We start from the raw sequence: 19724 nt of genomic DNA, 5'->3' as shown, positions 1-19724 counted from the left end.
GCATTATCAACCACGATCTTTGCCGGAGGCGTACAAGTCTTCGCTGAAGAAGAGCAGCCAGAGGCGACAAAAGAAGTCCGTAAAGCAACTACTGATGGTCAGATCACTTTCACACCTAGTAATGACGATACGATCGTTGATCCTGGAGATGAGGGGCCAGGGGTTGATATCCCAGCAATCGTAGATCCGGACGGAAACAATACAGGACCATTAACCATTGCAACCGTGCCAACGATGAACTTTGGTTCACAAATTATCTCGACGACAGATAAGAATTACAACATGGTCGCTGAAAGACAACAAAAAACAGGAACAACTGGTGAAGAAAACAAGGTGCCTTATGTGAGTTTGGCACAAGTCCAAGATACTCGCGGAACGAACGAGGGATGGGAACTAAGTGTTAGCTTAACTGAATTCCAAGCCCCTACGGATACCCTAAATAACGTATTAAAAGGTGCGAAAATCACGTTATTCGATCCAACCCTTCTTTACAGTGTTGACGATGCAGATCAGGCGCCTGCTATTCACTCAAGCGGGTTAGAATTGATTCCAAACAATGATGCAGTGCCAATTATGACGGCAGCAGCTAAAAAAGGGAGTGGAACCTCGACGACTGTTTGGGGAGACCATGACGCGATCGCAAAACAAGTAGAAGATGGGGTAGCGGTTGTAGAAAATGAGGCAATCCAACTGTTTGTTCCTGGCTCGACCGCCAAAGATGCAGTAACGTATACCTCTACATTGACATGGGAATTAGAACTAACACCTGATAATGAGCCTGATGAGGTTTAAGAAGTAACCATTTCCATGTTCCATTAGTTACTGGCAGCGTTACAGATTTCTGTGGCGCTGCTTTTTTTAGAAAGGATTATGACAAATGAGACACAAACGATCGATTCAAAGTGGGCTGTGGCTCCTAGCGGTGTTTTTCTTTTTCTTGCCCGTTTCAGCCCAAGCCGAAGAGACGGCCTTAAATACACATGTCACCCCGCTTTTCCCAGAAAGTCAAGTCGATGAAAGTAAAGGCTATTACGAGCTACTACTCGCTCCTAATCAAAAAGAGAACTTGCAGCTGAAAGTTGGTAATTCCAGTTCAGAACCAATTAACGTGCAGGTGACACCACATACGGCTTATACGAATACCTTGGGAAATGTCGAGTATGGCAAAGATGCCGAAGAAGCGGATCCGACCTTGATCCACTCCTTGGATGAACTGATGACTCCTTCGGAGGTCATTACATTAGTTGGAAATGAAACAAAGATTATAGAAATTCCTCTTCAAATGCCTAAAGACGCCTTTGAAGGGTATTTAGCCGGTGGTTTACGGATCACCGAAGTCAAAGAAGAGGAAGAAAGTGAAGCTCCAGAAGGAGAAGGTGTAGCGATCAAGAATGAGTTTGCCCATGTAGTTGGTGTGGTCGTCAGTAATACGCGAGACTCGGTGCAACCGGAGTTGGAACTATTGGATGTGTTTGCGGATCAATTGAATTATCGCAATGTGATCAGCGCCACTTTGCAAAACTTTACGCCTACTTTTGTCAATCAATTGGCGGTGGAAGCTACCGTGAAACGAGCAGGGGAGAACGAGGTTCTCTATAAGGCCAGCAAAGAAATGATGCAAATGGCGCCAAATTCGAACTTTAATTTTCCGATTTCCTTAGAAGGAGATCGCTTTCGCAGCGGGAACTATGTCTTAGAATTAACAGCGACTTCTGGAGAAAATGAATGGTCTTGGACACGTGAGTTTACGATCGATGCCGACGATGCACGTAAGTTGAACCGAGAAGACGTCATGATCGACAACAGTCCAAATTGGTGGGTGATCGGAACCATCAGTTTATTGATTCTATTGGTCATCATCCTGCTTTACTTCGTTTTAAAGAAAAGAAAGCAAGAAAAAAAGCAAAAAGAGTAGGAGGGATTTAGAGTGAACATTCGCAAATACGTTGTAGTATGCACGACTCTTTTACTATTAGCACAATGGGTACCCGTTACTATCAGTCAGGTCTATGCAGAAACGAATGGACCAGTAGATGAGCAGGCACTCACTGCTTTTCGCAGTCATCTACCAGATTATGTAGCAATGAGTACCAATACTGTTACACCGGTCGAGGAAGCACCACCAGCAGTTCAAGAGTTTTCATTTGTAGAAAAGACTTCTCGGACAGGCACAAATCAACCGGTTATCTTACGTTTTACAAGTACCTATCCTGCAGATGAGGTTCTAGTACGGATACCGAAGGAAGGCCAAGTATTGGCAAGTTATTTTTCTGATGGGGAGTCCATCACGCATTCCCATGGAGAGTACTGGACGCTTCACACCGAAGGACAACAAACAGAATTTACTCTTCCTGTGGTGTTTGAGACAGCGGGAAACTACTTCTTAACTGTCGATCATGATGCGGATCATTTCTATTTAGAAGTAGAGGAAAGCACTCTAAAATCAGAGGACCAGAAATCTTCTGATATAAAGGATCAAGAAAATACTGATTTCAAAGAGCCGCCACTTGAAAGTCAAGATGCAGAAGTGATGAGTGATATTCCCGTTGCAGTTCAACCAGTCATTGCAGCTGAGAAGAACCTATCAATCTCAGAAGAAGTCATTGCGGCCGAGGAAAAGCGGATTTTAGCAGAAATAACTGATCAAAAACGTAATACAACAGCAACTGCTAACGTAAGAAATTGGTCACAATTTCGTTCTGCTTGGAATAATAGCGCATGGATGGTAGATATTAGAATTGAGGAAAGTTTTAGTTACTCTTCTTCAATCCTAGGGAGTTCATTAAATAAACTTAATAATTCTTACAGAACAATAGGTTCTAATGTGGCCCCTGGCCGGAATGCTTCAATTAACATGGGAACTTCGGGAAACAGCTTACAACTAGAAAATTCTACGTTGAATATGAGAAGGACGACCATCGAATCCGAAAGTTCTGGAAGCCAACCGTTAATAGATCTAGATAAAGCTTCCACTTTTGAGATAACTGAGAGGACAACGATTTTAAATAGAAGAAACTCTCCTGCAGTAGCACTCAATGATAGATCGACAGCGTTTTTTTTTGGTTTTGATCAAAGAAAAATTATCTATAATCAGGTGGCAGTATCACCTGTTAGGCTAAGTAATAATTCTAGGTTTGAACTTCACCAGGGTGGAGTAGTCGTTGGAAGTAATAGTGCTTCGAATAATTGGATTCCTCCAATATCTTCAGATACTAATTCTACAATAACCTTTTCGCGTACAGGTCAAAGTATTAACAATGTTATGATGGGTGGCCGTATCAATGTATCAGTACCTAGTAATCCAAGCGTTGCGCATTTAACAACCTATAGAGTTCCTTGGAATTCAGTTGTTGCCGAAATAACTGGAGTAAACGGTTCAATAGTAAATTCCAGTACTAGTGATCCGAATGACTTTTCTGAAAGATATTTGGCTAATCATAATTTAGTTGATTATCGATCAATAACTGTAGGAGCATCAGCTTCAGATGGATTCGTACCACCCCCACGTCCTTCTTATGCACTTTTATTAGAAGCAATCCCTCTTGATGGGGGAAACCCTACGGCAGAAACAACAACGATTACTCAAGGTGAGTCCACCACACTTCACGCAAACCCAACTGAAACATTTAATTTTGTTCGTTGGGAAGTTGTTTCAGGAGTAGGGAGTAGTATTGCAGATGAAACAAATGCAACGACTACTTTTACAATGGGGACTGCTGATACAGTTGTACAAGCAGTCTATCAAAAGAAACAAGGGGGAGACATAACGGTTGAATATGTCGATAACACTCGAAAGGAACTGGCAGAACCAGAGATTATCCACGGACTGATTGAGGAAGAATACGAGACTAAGGCGAAAGAAATTGACGGGTACACTTTAACTGAAGTACCCAAAAATGCATCAGGACAATTTACCGAAGAGGCCCAGACTGTTACTTATGTATATACTAAAGATACTCTAGATCCTGTGTTACCAGTCGATCCATTGGCACCTGACCAAGAAGTGGATCCGGAAAATCCCCCAGAACTTCCTGAAGACCAAGGAGCACTCAGTATTGATTTTGCGTCACATTTTTCGTTTGGAACCCAAGGCATTTCTGCACAGACCAAGTGCTATTATGCCCAACCGCAACGCTTGTTGAATCTGGACGGCACCGTCAATGACGCCGAAGAACGACCAAATTATATCCAAGTCAGTGATCGTCGTCCAGAAGAAGAGCGCCACGGCTGGCAATTAGCAGTTACACAAAATAGTCAGTTTATGGATTCTCAAAATAATCCACTTAGAGGGGCGCGATTGTTGCTTAATAACCAACAATTTGCGTCTGTCCAAGAATCCAGCGAACCGATGCTACAAAATCAAGACGGCGTGGTCTTGATCCCAGAAGAAAAGACGCCCCTTGTGCGCGCACAAGACGGCCAAGGCTCAGGCACGTGGGTCTATCGTTTTGGTGATCGAGAAAGTGCAGGAGAAAGTGTTGCCCTTGAAGTGCCGCCAACGGCGGATCCAAGAACAACCACCTATCAAACGACCCTCACCTGGGAATTAAGTGCTGTCCCCGACAATTAGCCGAAAAAGAAAAGGGCCGCGGCTCTTTTCTTTTTCTTCGTAGAAAGGAATGAAAAAAGATGCACACTTTATTTCACCAGTTGATCTTTACTACCAAGACCAAGCGTTGGCTGATTTTGTTGGCCACCTTAGAAGAAGAAGAACACGTCATCGCCCAGAATCTGATCGAACAAACCGGCTTTGGCCGACGAACGATTCTAGAGGATCTGAAGGCGATCAAGGTCTATTTTAGTGACTCGATCCAATTGATTGGGGATGGGAAGGGCTATCATTTTTCGTTTCTTGACCCAAAGGGGTATTATAGGATGAAACAAGCACTACTGGATGAAGAGAAGCTTTTTCTTTTTGTGGATCAGTTAGCTTCCGGAAAGTGTTTGGACAATCAGCAGTGGGTCGCTTCCCTCGGGATTTCTAATACAGGATTTCAGCGGATGAAGCGGCAGCTTCAAACGGTGTTAACCAAACACTATGGAATAAAACTTAGATCTAAAACCAATCAATTGAGTGGGAAAGAAGCGGGGATCCGCCAGTTTCTCTATGATTTTTATTTCACTTTGCCCTTATACCCTACAGTTCTTCAGGAACACATTCGACCCCTACATCAGGGAAAAGCAACTTTTAAAGAAGGTCCTTGGCATTTGGACCCCATGCTGTTCAATCAATGGCTGAAACTGATTCAACTTCGGATCGACCAAGGCTATTTTTTACCGGATCAAGGCATACACAGAGACCTACAAACGGCACTTGTTCAGGCGTTGGATCAACAAGTGAACCTTGCACTTCCAGATCCAGAAAAAGCGGCATTGTTTTTGCTTTCCCTAGATGAAAACCAATTTCTGACCCCTTCGACTCAACAAGCTTTTATCCAAGCATTTTCACCAACAAAGGAGTCGTACATGGTAGTACATGAGCCCGAAGGGCTGGCCTATCAGCTGTTTGATACCTTGCTTTGTTTGATGGAGAGGTTCTTCCAACTGCCACCTCTTGAAGAAGAGATACAGGAAAGCCGAAAGAAGGACGTGTTGTTAGCTACGTTCATGGGACAGTTTTCTGCCCAGAAAAAGCGATACAGTAATACCATCGCTGTTTCTTATGACTTGACGGGTCCTTCAGCGTTAAAGCATTGGATCAAAACAGAAGTGGAAGCAGCGGGGAACGAAAGAGGCCTCCATTTTATCGATGCCTCTTTGGCGAACCACCTAGGAGTCCTTCGACAGATCCGAGTAACGAATCAAGCACAACAATTGAATTCTACCGGGGAGATTCAATTGCCAACATTTCCTACCAAAGAAGTGATTCAGCGGGTATTGTCTGGTTATTCTTAACAAGTAGTATAAAAAAAACGAGTGGAAAAAGTGAGGAGATAGGGATGCGCGAATTACAAATTGCTTTTATTACAAATGCCGAGGTTCGACGATGGATGCGAATCTTGACTATTATTGAACGAGAACACCATTTTACGATCGTGGCGTTGAGTGAACGCTTGATGATCTCCCAACGAACGATGGTCAAAGATATTCAAGCAATCAAAAGTTACTTTGGGAAGACCATTGAATTGCTTTCACTGTATAACGGTTTTCATTTTGACGAACGTGACCGAGTAGGGTACCAAGAAAAGAAAGAACAGCTGTTAGAGAACGAAGTTCTCCTTGAGATTGTTGGGACGGTTTTTTACGGAGAACCTGTCGCATTGGCTGACTTGGCACACCAGTACAGTTACGCAGAAAGTACACTGCGTCGATTTTTAGTGAAAATTGAACCGATCTTGGCTGAATATGGCCTATCATTGACCCTTACCCCTGTGAATGTTGTAGGGGAAGAAATCAATATCCGCAAGTTCTTTTTTGATTTTTATTACAGTAGTGAACAGACCCCCTTTACGATTCGTCCACCTGAAGGGCTGCATGCATTGGTTCTAGACGAACTATCTAGCAAACTGGGGAGTTATGAGTTGGGGACAGGGACGACCGTTTCTGCTTTTTATTACCATCTGTATATCACGATGGTTCGCGTCAAACAACACCAGTTTATTTCATTGCCTGAGGGGTTAAAGAACGTCGATTATCAGGAAAAAGATTTTCAGCTACTTTATTCTTTACAAGCGAGGATCCATGAGGAATATGAGATCTATCTGCCAAAGGAAGAATTCGCTTGGGTCCATCTATCGGTCATTTCTAAGCGAACGATCCATCGTGTGGATCAAGAACGCACATTCAGTCAACGATTCAACCAGTGGGACGGCCTCGAACAAGTGGTATCAGATTATCTGTCGGATCCCTTCTTTGACCAATGGGCTACCGACACGTTAGGGGGATTTATGACGTCGTTTTTGGTCTCACGTCTGATGAATGAAGCGCTAAGTCCAGTTTTAAATAAAGAATTAGTGGAAGTTCGTCAGATGGTTAAAGAAACCTATGGGCAAATCTATGAGATCAATGCCTACTTCTTACAAACGCATGCACAGATCCTCCCTTTTTCCGCAACTACCGTTGAAGACGTGGCGGTCAGTTTTACGTTATACATGGACATGTTGTTTCGTTATTACCAACCCGTCAAACAGGTTTTGTTTTTATTAGAAGGTGATTATTTAGTGGTTCAATCAATCCGGCTACAAGCCCGAGAACTTTTGAGCGCGCATAATCACTTACTCTTCATTCCACTGCAGGAGTTGACGCAAGAACGCTTGAATGACGAACAGATTGATTTGATTGTGACAAACTACCGCCCGTACCTTTTAGACTATGCGCTTAAAACGGAGTATGTTCTGATGAACAGTATCCCCACCGATCAAGATTGGGCACGGGTCAAACATCAGTTGAATCCATTGATCGATCGGATCGTTTTGTAAAAGAAAGAAGGAAGAGAAGGATGACAGGATTTACGACAAAGGAGGCCTATTTACAGGGCTTTCAGAAAACTTTTGAAGCAGTAGGAAAACGAGAAAGCCCAGTCCTAAAGGACTATTTACACACGCAAACGGACCGATTGGAGACCCTCATTGCACAACTCTCACAAGATAATTTTTGGCAAGCCTGGCCAGAGATCTTAGGGATCGATGCGAAGCTAGGAATTGTTTCGGAATTGATTGTCTTTGATGATTTTTCAAATGAGGAAATCATTCGAATGGTTGAAACGGATTATCGCACCTATTTCAAAGAACTGTGCGGGTATGATCACAGTATGGAGCCGAAACATTCCATGATTTTTAATGTTTTATGATGGATCAATGGGGGATCGTCCCAATCGTTAGGAAAAAGATTTTGTAGAGTGTTCAAAAAAATGCTTTTTGAACACTCTTTTTGATAAGCATTCTCCTAGAAACGAATTTTTTTCAGCTCAATAAACGCCACTAAATAATCTTTTAGTTAAAAATGAGAGTACAGCTTCTTACTCAGGTCGTTTGTGTGTTCAAAAAATCAAAATTTTTTGATCTTTTTTTATTGATCGCTAATTATTCTGATGAAATCGTGATCTCATTTCCTATATATGCATAAGGAGGTGAAAATTGCGATTTTTAATCTTGAATAAATTATTATAAGATAATAAATATAAAGAAGACTAAAGGTTAAGTCTTCTTTATTCACTAAATAGTATCAAAAACCATCGTTTTTTAGAATAACGAATACTTATGTATGCCAAGTTATCGAAACCCCAATTTAACAACATTGCTTTAGACATCTGACAAGTTCGGATGTCTATTTTTGCTGTACACCCAAAAACGATAGTTTTTGATATAGATATAAAGGAGGAGGGAAGATGCGAAAAACGGTTGGTCAGATGATTGCACTATTTGTGCTAATAATAGCGATACAATTTCCACTGCAGGTGTATGGTACACAGGTCCAATCCGTCGAGTCAGAAGGATCCATTGGATTTACAGGAACTTATGAACCGATCGGACCACCAGATCCACCTCCCAGCACCAGCCCACAAAAACCAGGAGGCACTTTACCGCAAACTAATACGACCGGTAGCCCACTCGGGCTATACGTTGGCAGTTTCTTAGTGGCAAGTGTTTTATTAGTTTTAGGGTACAAAAGAAGAGAAGCAACACAAAAAATAATGGAATGAAAGAAGGAATTTAAGTATGAAATTTATTCGTTTAGCAACTGTAGCCGCATTATCAACCATGATCTTCGCAGGAGGCGTACAAGCCTTCGCTGAAGAGGTAGACCAAGAGTCAAAAGAAGTACGTGACACAACAACGAGCGGTCAGGTCACCTTCACTCCAAGTATTGAAGACACAATAGTAGAACCTGATCCCGACGGTCCAGAGGTGACGATTCCCCCAATTCCTGGTACAGGACCACTAACGATCGCAACCGTTCCCACAATGAACTTTGGGACGAAAGTGATCTCAACTGCGGATGAACATTACAACATGATTGCGGAAATGCAACAGAAAGCCGGAACAACAGGTGAGGAAAATATGATTCCTTATATCAGTATGGCACAAGTTCAAGATACACGCGGAACGAATGAAGGATGGGAACTAAGCGTGAGTTTAAGTGAGTTTCAAGCAGAAACAGATACCCTAAATAGTGTGTTGAAAGGCGCCCAAATCACGTTATTCGATCCTTCCCTTCGTTACAGTGTGAATGATGTAAATCAGGCACCAACGATTCACACAAGTGGCTTAGAGTTGATTCCAAATGAAGATGCCGTGCCAGTCATGACGGCTGCTAACCAAAAAGGTGGCGGAACTTCTTCCGTTGTTTGGGGAGATCATGATGCGCTCGCAAAACAAGTGGAAGATGGGGTAGATGTCGTTGAAAATACGGCGATCCAACTATTTGTTCCTGGCTCGACCGCCAAAGATGCGGTAACGTATACCTCTACATTGACATGGGAATTAGAACTAACACCTGATAATGAGGTTTAAGAAGTAACCATTCTCATTTCCATGTTCCATTAGTCACTGGCAGCGTTACAGATTTCTGTGACGCTGCTTTTTTTAGAAAGGATTATGACAAATGATACACAAACAATCGATGCAAAAAGGTCTATGGTTGCTTATAGCGCTTTTCTTTTTCTTACCGCATCCGACGGTCCAGGCCGAAGAAGCGGGTTTGAATACGTACGTTACCCCTCTTTTTCCAGAGAGTCAAGTGGAAGAAAGTAAAGGATACTACGAGTTATTGCTCCCACCTGGGCAAAAAGAGATTTTGCGACTAGAAGTCGGCAATTCCAGTTCAGAACCAATCAACGTTCAGGTGACACCGCATACGGCTTATACGAATACTTTGGGGAATGTCGAGTATGGCAAAGATGCCGAAGAAGTGGATCCAACCTTACTCTACTCTTTGGATGAGCTGATGACTCCTTCGGAGGTCATTACTGTAGCGGGAAATGAAACAAAGGTTATAGAAATTCCTCTCCAAATGCCTAAAGACGCCTTTGAAGGGTATTTAGCCGGCGGTTTACGAATCACCGAAGTAAAAGAAGAGGAAGATAGTGATGCCCCAGAAGGAGAAGGCGTAGCTATCAAGAATGAATTTGCTCATGTGGTCGGTGTGGTCGTCAGTAATACCCGAGACTCGGTGCAACCGGAGTTGGAATTATTAGATGTGTTTGCGGATCAATTGAATTATCGCAATGTGATCAGTGCCACGCTACAAAACTTCACGCCCACCTTTGTCAATCAATTAGCGGTGGAAGCTACCGTAAAACGAGCAGGGGAGAACGACGTTCTCTATAAGGCCGAGAAAGAAATGATGCAGATGGCGCCTAATTCCAACTTCAACTTCCCAATTTCTTTAGAAGGGGACCGTTTTCGAAGTGGGAACTATGTCTTAGAATTAACAGCGACATCTGGAGAGAACGAGTGGTCATGGACGCGTGAATTTACGATTGAAGCCGATGAAGCCCGCAAGTTAAATCGAGAAGACGTAACGATTGATTCAGGTGTCAATTGGTGGATGATCGGTGCGATTATTTTGCTCATTTTAATATTTGGACTTGTGCTTTACCTGATGAGACAAAAGAAAAGAGCACGTGAAAGTGCAAAAGAATTATAGAGAGGAGGATTCCATGAGAAAGCTAATGAAAAAAGGAATGCTCATTTTAGGGACGATGATTCTTGTTCTGCATGCATTCCTCCTGCCAGTAGGCATCGTCTATGCGGAAACCACGGATAAAAAGGAAGGGGGGCAAGTACAGGAAGAAGAACAATTGGCACTTCCATCCATAAAAAACTATCTAGAAGTGGCAGAAGAAAGCAAGCCTCGCTTTTCCTTTCCTAACTCTCGCCTTCAAGGAACGGTTGAAGAGCCATTGAAGGTGACATTTGTTTCAGATCAAGAGGTGTCAGAGGCAAGGATTACCCTTCCGAAGGAAGCAAAGCTGGTAAAAGACCAGTTAAAAGCTGGGGTTACCATCAACCAAGAAGAATCAGATGAATGGGTAATTCAAGCGGAGCGTGCGCAACAAACGTTTGTGCTTCCAGTGGTATTTAAAGCTGAAGGTAATTATGATGTGTCCGTCGAAGACGTAACTGCGACACTTGAAATATCGGAAAAGGAAGAAACGGAGACTGAAGATCAATCAGAAATGAATCAGGATTCATCTGATGAATCAAATGAAGAACATGAGCAATATCCAAATACGACTGAACAATCAGAAGAAAAAGGAGCTCCTGTAGCAACCGAAGAATCGAAAGAGGAAACTATTCCTTCTGAGAACGAAACATTCAAACAGGCAGTCTTTGATGGAAATACAGAAGAAGTCTCAACAATGGCTGCATTCAGAGAAGCTGTCGCAAATCCTGAAGTCAGCATTATCTCTGTTCAAGCAAATTTAACTGAAAATACAGCCAATATCATGACGATCGACCGACCAATCAAGATACAAGGAAACGGACATACGCTGACTTTTGGTAATACTGGTTTTTATTTTCAATTTGAAGATGTAGAAGAAGAGACTACCTTCCGGATAGAAAATGCGACTATTGCAAGGGTAGGTACTACGCCATTAATGAATGCCTCTTCTGAGAGTAGTCGTAATTGGACCATTGAATTAGAAGATATTACAGCATTGAATGCCAATGAATTGAGGTTAGTATCCTCTCCTGAAGGGAAACTAGTTTTTACAGGAGGCCAATCAAATTTTCAAGGGATTGTAGCTACTACAATTTTTATTGAAGCAAAAGAAATATCCGCTATAAACCAAGCACGGGTAACCATTAATCGAGGAAACTCAACTGTTTTCTTTTCAGGAGCTACTATAACAAATCCAAAGTTAATCATAGAAAATGGTTCAACCATAACGATTACCACAAGTGCTGGAGCAGCAAATACAATCGATTTTAGGGGAGAAAACCCAGAGATATCTATTAGTTCAAATAGTCAACTCACAATCACTACTGGAGGAACCGGAGATGTTCCATCAGATATAATAAATAATGCGGTAGTACTTACCGGAGTTGGACCGAAAATATTTATCAACTCAGAGAGCAGTTTAACGATTACAACTACTGCAGCAAAAAGAGGGATACACTTAGGTGGAGACACCGCACAACTAATGGTGAATGACTCCGAATTAATTGTTACTTCCGCATCACAATCAGCCGTGAGTATTACTGGGGATACTCCCATATTTTCTACAAAAAATAGTACGATTCAACTTACTTCACCTACTGGTACAGCAATAAATGTGACTGGTAGAGAACCATCCGTAAATTTTGACACTTCAACTGTAAAACTATCTAGTACGAGTGGTCAAAGGGTTAATTTGATTGGAGATGCTGCGCGTTTAAAACTTTCCAATACGCAGATGGTGATGACTTCCTCTACAGGACGAGGGATATACATGCAAGGTGAAACACCTCAGGTTCATTTGGATAACAGTCAGCTTACCATGACAGATACTGGTGATTCTCAGGGAATGATTTTGCAGGGGCCAGATGCCTTGCTTTCTTTAGCAAATGAGAGTGAATTTATTTTAACAGGAGCAGGGCTAGGAACATCAGAAAATATTCAGATAGGAGACAATAACGCCAGACCAGAGCTCTCTGTTACAGGTGGTTCAACTCTTTCTGTTACGACCACAAGCGGTGCTGTGTTACCAACAGATACCGCAAACAACGCTCTTCATTTGAGAGGAGCTGAGCCTAAAGCGACAATTTCCGGAGGTTCCAAATTAAATGTTTCAGTGACAAGTTATAACAGAAGAGGGTTCTATCTAAATGGAGGAAATGCAGAGTTAGAAGTTAGTGATAGCCAATTAAATGTACGTACTGCTGCGGGTCAGGCATTGAGTCTTCTAGGAGTTTCTCCTACAGTAAAAATGATAAAATCCTCCTTAGAGATAGTAACCACAACAGGAATTGGCGTTGATTTATCAGGAAATAATGCATTGTTTCAATTAGATGAAACCAAGTCAGCCATTCAATCTAGTTCTGGACAGCGAATGAATCTAATAGGAGAAACGCCTACCTTATCTTTGGTCAACACTCAGTTGGAGATGGCTACTTCTACTGGTCGAGGAATTTATTTGCAAGGTGTGACGCCTCAAGTACTCTTAGAAAACAGTCAGCTTGCTATGACAGATACTGGTGATTCTCAGGGAATGATTTTACAAGGAGCGGATGCCCTGCTTTCACTGGATAATCAGAGTGAATTCAACTTAAATAGTTCCGGTCTTGGTTATTCAGAGAATATCCAAATAGGTAATAACAACGCTAGACCAGAGCTCTTTGTGACAAATGGTTCTAAGCTATCCGTCACTACAACAAGTCCAGCTGTATTACCAACAGACACCGTTAATAATGCTCTTCACTTGAGAGGATCCGAGCCCAAATCAACGATAGCCGGTGGGTCTGAGCTAAATATTTCAGTTACAAATAATAACCGAAGAGGGTTATACTTAAATGGAGGAAATGCAGAGTTAAACGTTAATGATAGCCAATTAAATATCCGTACTGTTGCTGGTCAAGCATTGAGTATGCTAGGGATTTCTCCTACAGTAAAAATGATGAAATCTTCGTCAGAAATAGAAACGACAACAGGAATTGGTGTTGATTTATCTGGAAATGACGCATTGTTTCAATTAGATGAAACCGAGTCAGCCATTCGGTCTAGTTCTGGACAGCGTATAAATATGATAGGGGCAACGCCTACTTTGTCTATGACCAACAGTCAATTGGAAATGGCTGCTTCCACAGGTCGAGGAATCTATCTGCAAGGCGCGACGCCTCAAGTACTCTTAGATAACAGTCAGCTTGCCATTACAGATACTGGTGATTCTCAGGGAATGATTTTACAGGGAACGGATGCCTTGCTTTCACTGGATAATCAGAGTGAATTCAACCTAAACAGTGATGGGGTTGGTTTTTCAGAGAATATTCAAATAGGCAATAATAATGCTAGGCCCGGGCTTTCCGTAATTGGTGGATCTAAATTATCTGCCACAACTACGAGTAGTACTGTACTGCCAACAACAACCATGAATAATGCTCTTCATCTGAGAGGAGACACGCCTAAAATAAATATATTGGATTCAAAAGTTACAATTGATGTTACATCTGGAAATAGGCGAGGAATAGTCATGTCTGGCGATGAGTCTCAAGCCACTATAGAGAATAGTGAGTTGGAAACAAATCTGCTTAACGGAACGAGTTTCTATTCTGAAGGAAGTAATGGGATCTTTGCAGTAAAAAATAGTGAATTTTATTCAACAACAACCAGTGGGGATAATATTTCACAAATTGGGAATGGCAATAAAATACAATTTAATAATATGAGTGAAATCTCTTTGAAAACCACAAGTGGACGTAATATCTATGCCCAAGGTAATAATAACGAGGTTAGTATCGGCTCTAGCAGTATTATTAATATGGATTCTGTTAGTGCAAGCAGTATTTGGCTAAATGGTAGTTATCCTAAATTAAATATTTCAGACGTAGGAACAGAAGTTATGATATCTAGTTCTGCTGCTGCAGTTTTTACTACAGCTACTATATATTTGGGAACTGGCAGCGGGGTTTCACCCGGAGCAGAAATTAATGTTTCAAGTGAAGCTTCTGTTGAAATTATTAGTAATATGGCAACTACAATCGGACTTTATAGTGAAAATGCGCAATTCAATATTTCAGAGAAAGCAGAATTATTAGTCAAACAAGGAGCTTCCTCTGAACCTGCTGGAGGTGCAGCAGCGGCGGTAAGATTTATACAATTTGGTAGTAGTAGTTTTACGATAGATGACGCAAAAATGAGTATTGAAAAAACGGGGGGATCCACACCTGGAATGCGTATGTATGGAAACAATAATTCCATAATGGTTCAAAATGGTGGTGAATTTAGCGTCTACAATCCTGGAAATGGTACAGCAAATGATGGAGGAATCGGAGTAAATAACCAGGGAATTAGTTATCCAGGTGGTACAAATAATTCTTTTTCTATTGAAGGAATTGGTTCAAATGTCAATATTATTGCTGAAAGTGGTCCTGCGTTAGACATGGGAACAAGTTCTCCTACACTTGATGTAAAAAATGGGGGTATATTTAGAGCCGAAGGTCGAACTGCGTCAGCTACCGCAGGAGTATTTAGTGCTGCAGTAATTAATGTAAACTTTGAGAATCCTCTGTATATGAATTTTCAAAATAATCGTTCAGGTGGGGGAAATATTTTTAATGTCAATAATGGTTCTACATTAAATGCGACGAATAGTGATTTATCTGTTTGGAAAAATGGTGCAGATCTTACTGGGGATCCAGATTTGGATTTCCGTAGTATTGATTATTCATTCGGAGGTGCAAATTTTAATACGTTAAGCCAGACAAGTGCACCAGATCAACTAAATACGGACGTGTTTGGAAACACAGGTTTAACTGCATACAGTCGTTTAAGTAGTAATAATGGGCGCTGGGCTATCGCAGATGAGCTGAGAGTGCCAACCAATGCTGATAAGAAAATCTATGGGCGCGTGAGTCTTCCTGTAGGACTAGATGATAGTCGTCCAGCGTGGGATGATGAAGCGATCGTGACAGTCGAAGTAGAATCTCCATCAGGACACACACAAGACTATACGACCAAGACCGTCGGTCATTCAGACGAATCACCAGGTATCAGTATCTACGGAGAAGCCCCACGTGGCGGACTTTTTGAAATTACCTTACCTGAACCCCTCGAAGCGGGATCAAAAGTTCGAATCAGTCACGTAGAATTAACCAGTGGGGAACTGACCGAAGGCTTTGACCATCAGATTCTAACGAACACTGTGGAAGTCTTTCCAATTGTCCCTCCGGTACCTGCGAAATTCTCATCTTCTATCATTGGTGAAAATAGTAAAACCATCCAAGGGATTTCAGAAAATAAAGAGGTTGAAGTGACCGCAACGCATAATGGGCAATCCTTTGATACGTCGGAGGTTACTGTTAACGACGATGGCAGATTTACGCTTGATCTAAGTGAACTCGTACTAAAAGAAGACGATGAAATTCAAATCTTTTTACGGGATAATGCAGGATCCGCAAAGGCCGCAGAGGTCGTTGCTCCACCTGAAACAAATAATGATCGAGGTAATATCAATCCGGCAACCGAATTACTGTTTCATGATGTGACATTTGAACCAGCGACAATTTTAACGGTTGGAAATCTTGGTCCTGTCTCACCAGTAGATCCGATGAATCCAGAAATTGAAGTCGATCCAGAGAACAAACCTGAGTTGGAAGAAGAACAAGGCTTATTAAGTATTGATTTTGCTTCTCAATTCACATTTGGCGAACAAGCAATCTCTACGCGAACGAAGCGGTATTATGCGCAACCGCAACGCTTGTTAAATCCTGATGGAACCGTCAATGAGGTGGAAGAGCGACCAAACTATATCCAGATCAGTGATCGACGGCCAGAAGAGGAACGTCACGGCTGGCAATTAGCAGTTACGCAAAACAGTCAGTTTACGGATTTACAGGAAAATGAACTAAGAGGGGCACGTTTGTCATTAACGAACCAACAATTGAAGTCTGTTCACGGAAGTGACGAACCGACGTTGTATGCTCAAGACGGTGTCACTTTAATTCCAGGAGAAAAGACTGAACTTTTGACCGCACGCGACGGTCAAGGGGGCGGTACTTGGATCTATCGTTTTGGTGACAGGGAAAGTGCAAGCGAAAGCGTGGCACTGGAAGTCCCACCAACGGCGAATCCAAGAGCGAGCACCTATGAAACAACGTTAACCTGGGAACTAAGTGCAGTTCCTGGCAATTAATCACAAGAAAGAGAAGGGCTGCGGCTCTTTTCTTTTTCTTCATAGAAAGGACAGAAAAAATATGCACAGTTTATTTGATCATTTAGTCATGGCGGATAAGACTAAACGATGGTTGGTCTTATTGGCAACGTTAGAAAAAGAGGAACACGTTATCGCCCAAACCTTAATTGAGCAGACTGGCTTTGGGCGACGGACGATCATTGAAGATATGAAGGCAATCAAGTATTACTTTGGTGAGAGAATCCAATTGATCGGCGATGAGAAGGGCTACCACTTTTCCTTTCTTGACCCTAAAGGGTATTATGAGAAGAAACAAGCTCTATTGGATGAAGAGAAACTTTTTCTCTTGGTGGATCAATTGGCTGCGGGAAAGTGTTTAAATAATCACCAGTGGATGGCGTATCTTGATGTTTCAAGTGCAAGCTTTCAACGGATGAAACGGCAGCTTCAAACGTTAATGACGACCTATTATGGAATAAAACTTGAATCGAAAACCAATCAACTGTGGGGAGAAGAAGCGGGGATTCGCCAATTCCTTTATGATTTTTATTTCACCTTACCCTTGTATCCCAGGGTTCTTGCAGAACATATTCAGGACCTGTATCAGGAGAAAGTGTCGGTTCAAGAGGGACCTTGGCACCTAGACGAAACCTTGTTTAATCAATGGCTGAAATTGGCCAAGCAACGGGTCGACCAAGGACATTGCTTACAGGATCAAGTGACACATGAACAACTCCAAGCGACGCTGATCCAGGCTCTGGATCAACAGGTGCGTGTGGCTCTTCCAGGAGCAGAAAAAGCGGCGTTGTTCCTCCTGTCATTAGATGAACGCCAGTTTCTGAACCCTATGACACAACAAGTATTTATCCGCATGTTTTCACCTGCGAGTGAGTATGAATTACCGATGCGTGAGACCGAAGGTCTGACTTATGATTTTTTCGAAATCCTCCTCTTTTTAATGGAGGCCTTTTTCCAGTTGCCTACACTTGAAGCACCAGAACAAGTGCCGTATGCAAACAGTGAGAAACTGTCTCCTTTAGACGTACTCATGAAACGTTTTTTAGCCGAGAAAAAAAAATATAGCCAGACGATTTATGTTTCCTATCAGCTAGTAGGACCACGTGCTTTGATACGATGGATCAAACAGGAAGTTGAAACGAGGTTAAAAAAATCTGGCCTACAGGTGATTGAAGCTGCCCAAATGAACCCACTTGGACTAGTACGCCATGTACAAATCGTGAATCAACCACAAGCTAGAAACCCTCGCGTAACGATTACACTTCCCTACGTACCTAGCAAGGAGAACATCGCTGAAGTGCTCTCTGTATTTTCTGAATCAAGATGATTTAACAGGTAGGAAAGAAAAATATTTGAACAAGTGAGGGGGAAAAAAGTTGCGTGAGTTTCAGATGGCGTTTATTACAAGCGCAGAGGTCAAGCGATGGATGCAGGTGTTAAGTATGATGGAACAAGAACAGCGTTTTACGATTGGAGAGCTGAGTGAACGACTGGCTATTTCACAACGTACCTTAATAAAAGATATTCAAACATTCAAAAACCATTTTGGCACAAGCATCGAATTGCGCTCGAATTATAGTGGGTATCGTTTTGAAGAACAAAATCGTAGAGACTATCAAGAGAAAAAAGAACAACTTTTGGAAAGCGAAGTATTATTTGAAATCGTGGGAAATATTTTTTGGGGAGAAGATTTAACACTGGCTGACTTGGCTCATCAGTACAGTTATGCAGAGAGTACTTTGCGAAGGTTTTTATTAAAAATCCGACCGGTATTAGCTGAGTACGAGTTAACGTTGGCTTTTAACCCGGTCAATTTTTTAGGGAAAGAAGTCAATATCCGCAAGTTCTTCTTTGATTTTTATTACAGCAGTGAACAGACACCCTTTACGATCCGTCCACCCGAAGGGCTGCATACATTGATTTTAAACGAACTATCTGGCAAACTTGGAAAGTATGAGTTGGGCACAGGAATCACGATTTCAGCCTTTTATTACCATCTTTATATCGCAATGGTCCGAGTCCATCAAAACCGTTTTGTTTCCTTACCTGAATGGCTAAAAGCAAGCATTTATCAGGAAAAAGATTTTCAGTTGCTTTATTCTTTACAAGAAAGGATCAAACAGGAATACGAGATCTATCTACCAAAAGAAGAATTCGCTTGGATCCATTTATCGATTATTTCCAAACGGACGATCCATCGTGTGGACCAAGAACAAACTTTTAACCAACGATTCAGCCACTGGAAGGATCTTCAGATCATCGTGTCAGATTACCTTTCTGATCCTTTCTTTGAACAGTGGGATACAGATACTTTAGGACAGTTCATGACCTCTTTTTTCATTTCGCGCTTGATGAATGAAGCGGTGAGTCCGGTGTTGAACAAAGAGCTAGAAGAAATCCATTGGATGGTGAAGAAAAGCGATAAACAGATTTATGAAGCCCATCAACAATTTCTCCTAAAACACGCCCAAGTACTCAGTTTATCTGCCCAATATTTTGAAGATATCGTGGTGAGTTTCACGGCATATATGACCTTGTTGTTCCACTATTACCAACCGGTCAAACAAGTTTTATTTTTATTAGAAGGGGACTATTTAGTGGTTCAATCAATCCGAATGCAGGCACGTGTATTACTAGGGGAATATCATAAGCTGTTGTTTATACCGATTCAGGAATTGACACCGGAACGTTTAAATGATGCACACATTGATTTGATTGTAACGAACTATCGACCGTACCTTTTGGATTTCACTTTTGAAGCGGATTATGTTCTTATGGACAGTATTCCTACGGTGCAAGATTGGGCAAGAGTCAAGCATCAGTTGAATCCATTGATCGATCAGGAAATATTTTAAAAGAAGGAAGGAAAAAAATGACGACATTTTTTACAAAAGAAGCGTATCTGAAGGGCTTTCAAAGTATTTTTGAAGAG

At 41.8% G+C, this 19724-nt stretch carries 12 protein-coding genes; all 12 read left to right on the top strand.

Features of this window, described 5'->3' with window-relative positions; translation table 11 throughout:
- Positions 1-792: WxL domain-containing protein (locus IGK77_RS15900; RefSeq protein WP_438713392.1), on the top strand; the 792-nt coding region annotated here is incomplete at its 5' end.
- Positions 793-877: 85 nt separating this feature from the next.
- Positions 878-1915, top strand: a complete 1038-nt coding sequence (locus tag IGK77_RS15895) for a DUF916 and DUF3324 domain-containing protein (protein ID WP_438713308.1) — start codon at positions 878-880, stop codon at positions 1913-1915.
- Positions 1916-1927: 12 nt separating this feature from the next.
- Positions 1928-4570: a WxL domain-containing protein gene (locus tag IGK77_RS15890; RefSeq protein WP_438713391.1), complete on the top strand. Its 2643-nt coding sequence runs from the start codon at positions 1928-1930 to the stop codon at positions 4568-4570.
- 59 nt (positions 4571-4629) lie between these two features.
- Entirely contained in the window at positions 4630-5895 is a 1266-nt protein-coding gene (locus IGK77_RS15885; protein ID WP_438713390.1) for a helix-turn-helix domain-containing protein, read from the top strand.
- A gap of 44 nt (positions 5896-5939) precedes the next feature.
- Positions 5940-7418, top strand: coding sequence for a helix-turn-helix domain-containing protein (locus IGK77_RS15880; protein WP_438713311.1), 1479 nt, complete (start codon positions 5940-5942; stop codon positions 7416-7418).
- A 20-nt stretch (positions 7419-7438) separates the two neighbouring features.
- Complete coding sequence (locus IGK77_RS15875; protein WP_438713312.1) at positions 7439-7789, top strand: DUF7006 family protein; 351 nt, start codon at positions 7439-7441, stop codon at positions 7787-7789.
- A gap of 537 nt (positions 7790-8326) precedes the next feature.
- The gene (locus IGK77_RS15870) at positions 8327-8641 is read left to right on the top strand and encodes an LPXTG cell wall anchor domain-containing protein (protein WP_438713389.1); all 315 of its coding nucleotides are present in this window, start codon (positions 8327-8329) and stop codon (positions 8639-8641) included.
- Between the two features lie 16 nt (positions 8642-8657).
- Entirely contained in the window at positions 8658-9452 is a 795-nt protein-coding gene (locus IGK77_RS15865) for a WxL domain-containing protein (RefSeq protein WP_438713388.1), read from the top strand.
- A 91-nt stretch (positions 9453-9543) separates the two neighbouring features.
- Positions 9544-10587, top strand: coding sequence for a DUF916 and DUF3324 domain-containing protein (locus IGK77_RS15860; protein WP_438713387.1), 1044 nt, complete (start codon positions 9544-9546; stop codon positions 10585-10587).
- A 13-nt stretch (positions 10588-10600) separates the two neighbouring features.
- Positions 10601-16774 carry a WxL domain-containing protein gene (locus tag IGK77_RS15855; protein WP_438713386.1) on the top strand — a complete coding sequence of 2058 codons (6174 nt, stop codon included), beginning with the start codon at positions 10601-10603 and terminating at the stop codon, positions 16772-16774.
- 61 nt (positions 16775-16835) lie between these two features.
- On the top strand, positions 16836-18119 hold the full coding sequence (locus IGK77_RS15850; RefSeq protein WP_438713385.1) for a helix-turn-helix domain-containing protein: 1284 nt from the start codon (positions 16836-16838) through the stop codon (positions 18117-18119).
- Between the two features lie 49 nt (positions 18120-18168).
- Positions 18169-19647 carry a helix-turn-helix domain-containing protein gene (locus IGK77_RS15845; RefSeq protein WP_438713384.1) on the top strand — a complete coding sequence of 493 codons (1479 nt, stop codon included), beginning with the start codon at positions 18169-18171 and terminating at the stop codon, positions 19645-19647.
- Positions 19648-19724 lie beyond the last annotated feature (77 nt).

Source organism: Enterococcus sp. DIV0806c (assembly GCF_051710905.1).
GTDB classification, from domain to species: domain Bacteria; phylum Bacillota; class Bacilli; order Lactobacillales; family Enterococcaceae; genus Enterococcus_B; species Enterococcus_B mundtii.
This window is presented reverse-complemented; position numbering and strand designations above follow the sequence as displayed.

Coding starts and splice junctions, on each gene's coding strand:
- IGK77_RS15850 (WP_438713385.1), top strand. CDS start 16,836: ATGCACAGTTTATTTGATCATTTAGTCATGGCGGATAAGACTAAACGA.
- IGK77_RS15865 (WP_438713388.1), top strand. CDS start 8,658: ATGAAATTTATTCGTTTAGCAACTGTAGCCGCATTATCAACCATGATC.
- IGK77_RS15860 (WP_438713387.1), top strand. CDS start 9,544: ATGATACACAAACAATCGATGCAAAAAGGTCTATGGTTGCTTATAGCG.
- IGK77_RS15875 (WP_438713312.1), top strand. CDS start 7,439: ATGACAGGATTTACGACAAAGGAGGCCTATTTACAGGGCTTTCAGAAA.
- IGK77_RS15885 (WP_438713390.1), top strand. CDS start 4,630: ATGCACACTTTATTTCACCAGTTGATCTTTACTACCAAGACCAAGCGT.
- IGK77_RS15870 (WP_438713389.1), top strand. CDS start 8,327: ATGCGAAAAACGGTTGGTCAGATGATTGCACTATTTGTGCTAATAATA.
- IGK77_RS15880 (WP_438713311.1), top strand. CDS start 5,940: ATGCGCGAATTACAAATTGCTTTTATTACAAATGCCGAGGTTCGACGA.
- IGK77_RS15855 (WP_438713386.1), top strand. CDS start 10,601: ATGAGAAAGCTAATGAAAAAAGGAATGCTCATTTTAGGGACGATGATT.
- IGK77_RS15895 (WP_438713308.1), top strand. CDS start 878: ATGAGACACAAACGATCGATTCAAAGTGGGCTGTGGCTCCTAGCGGTG.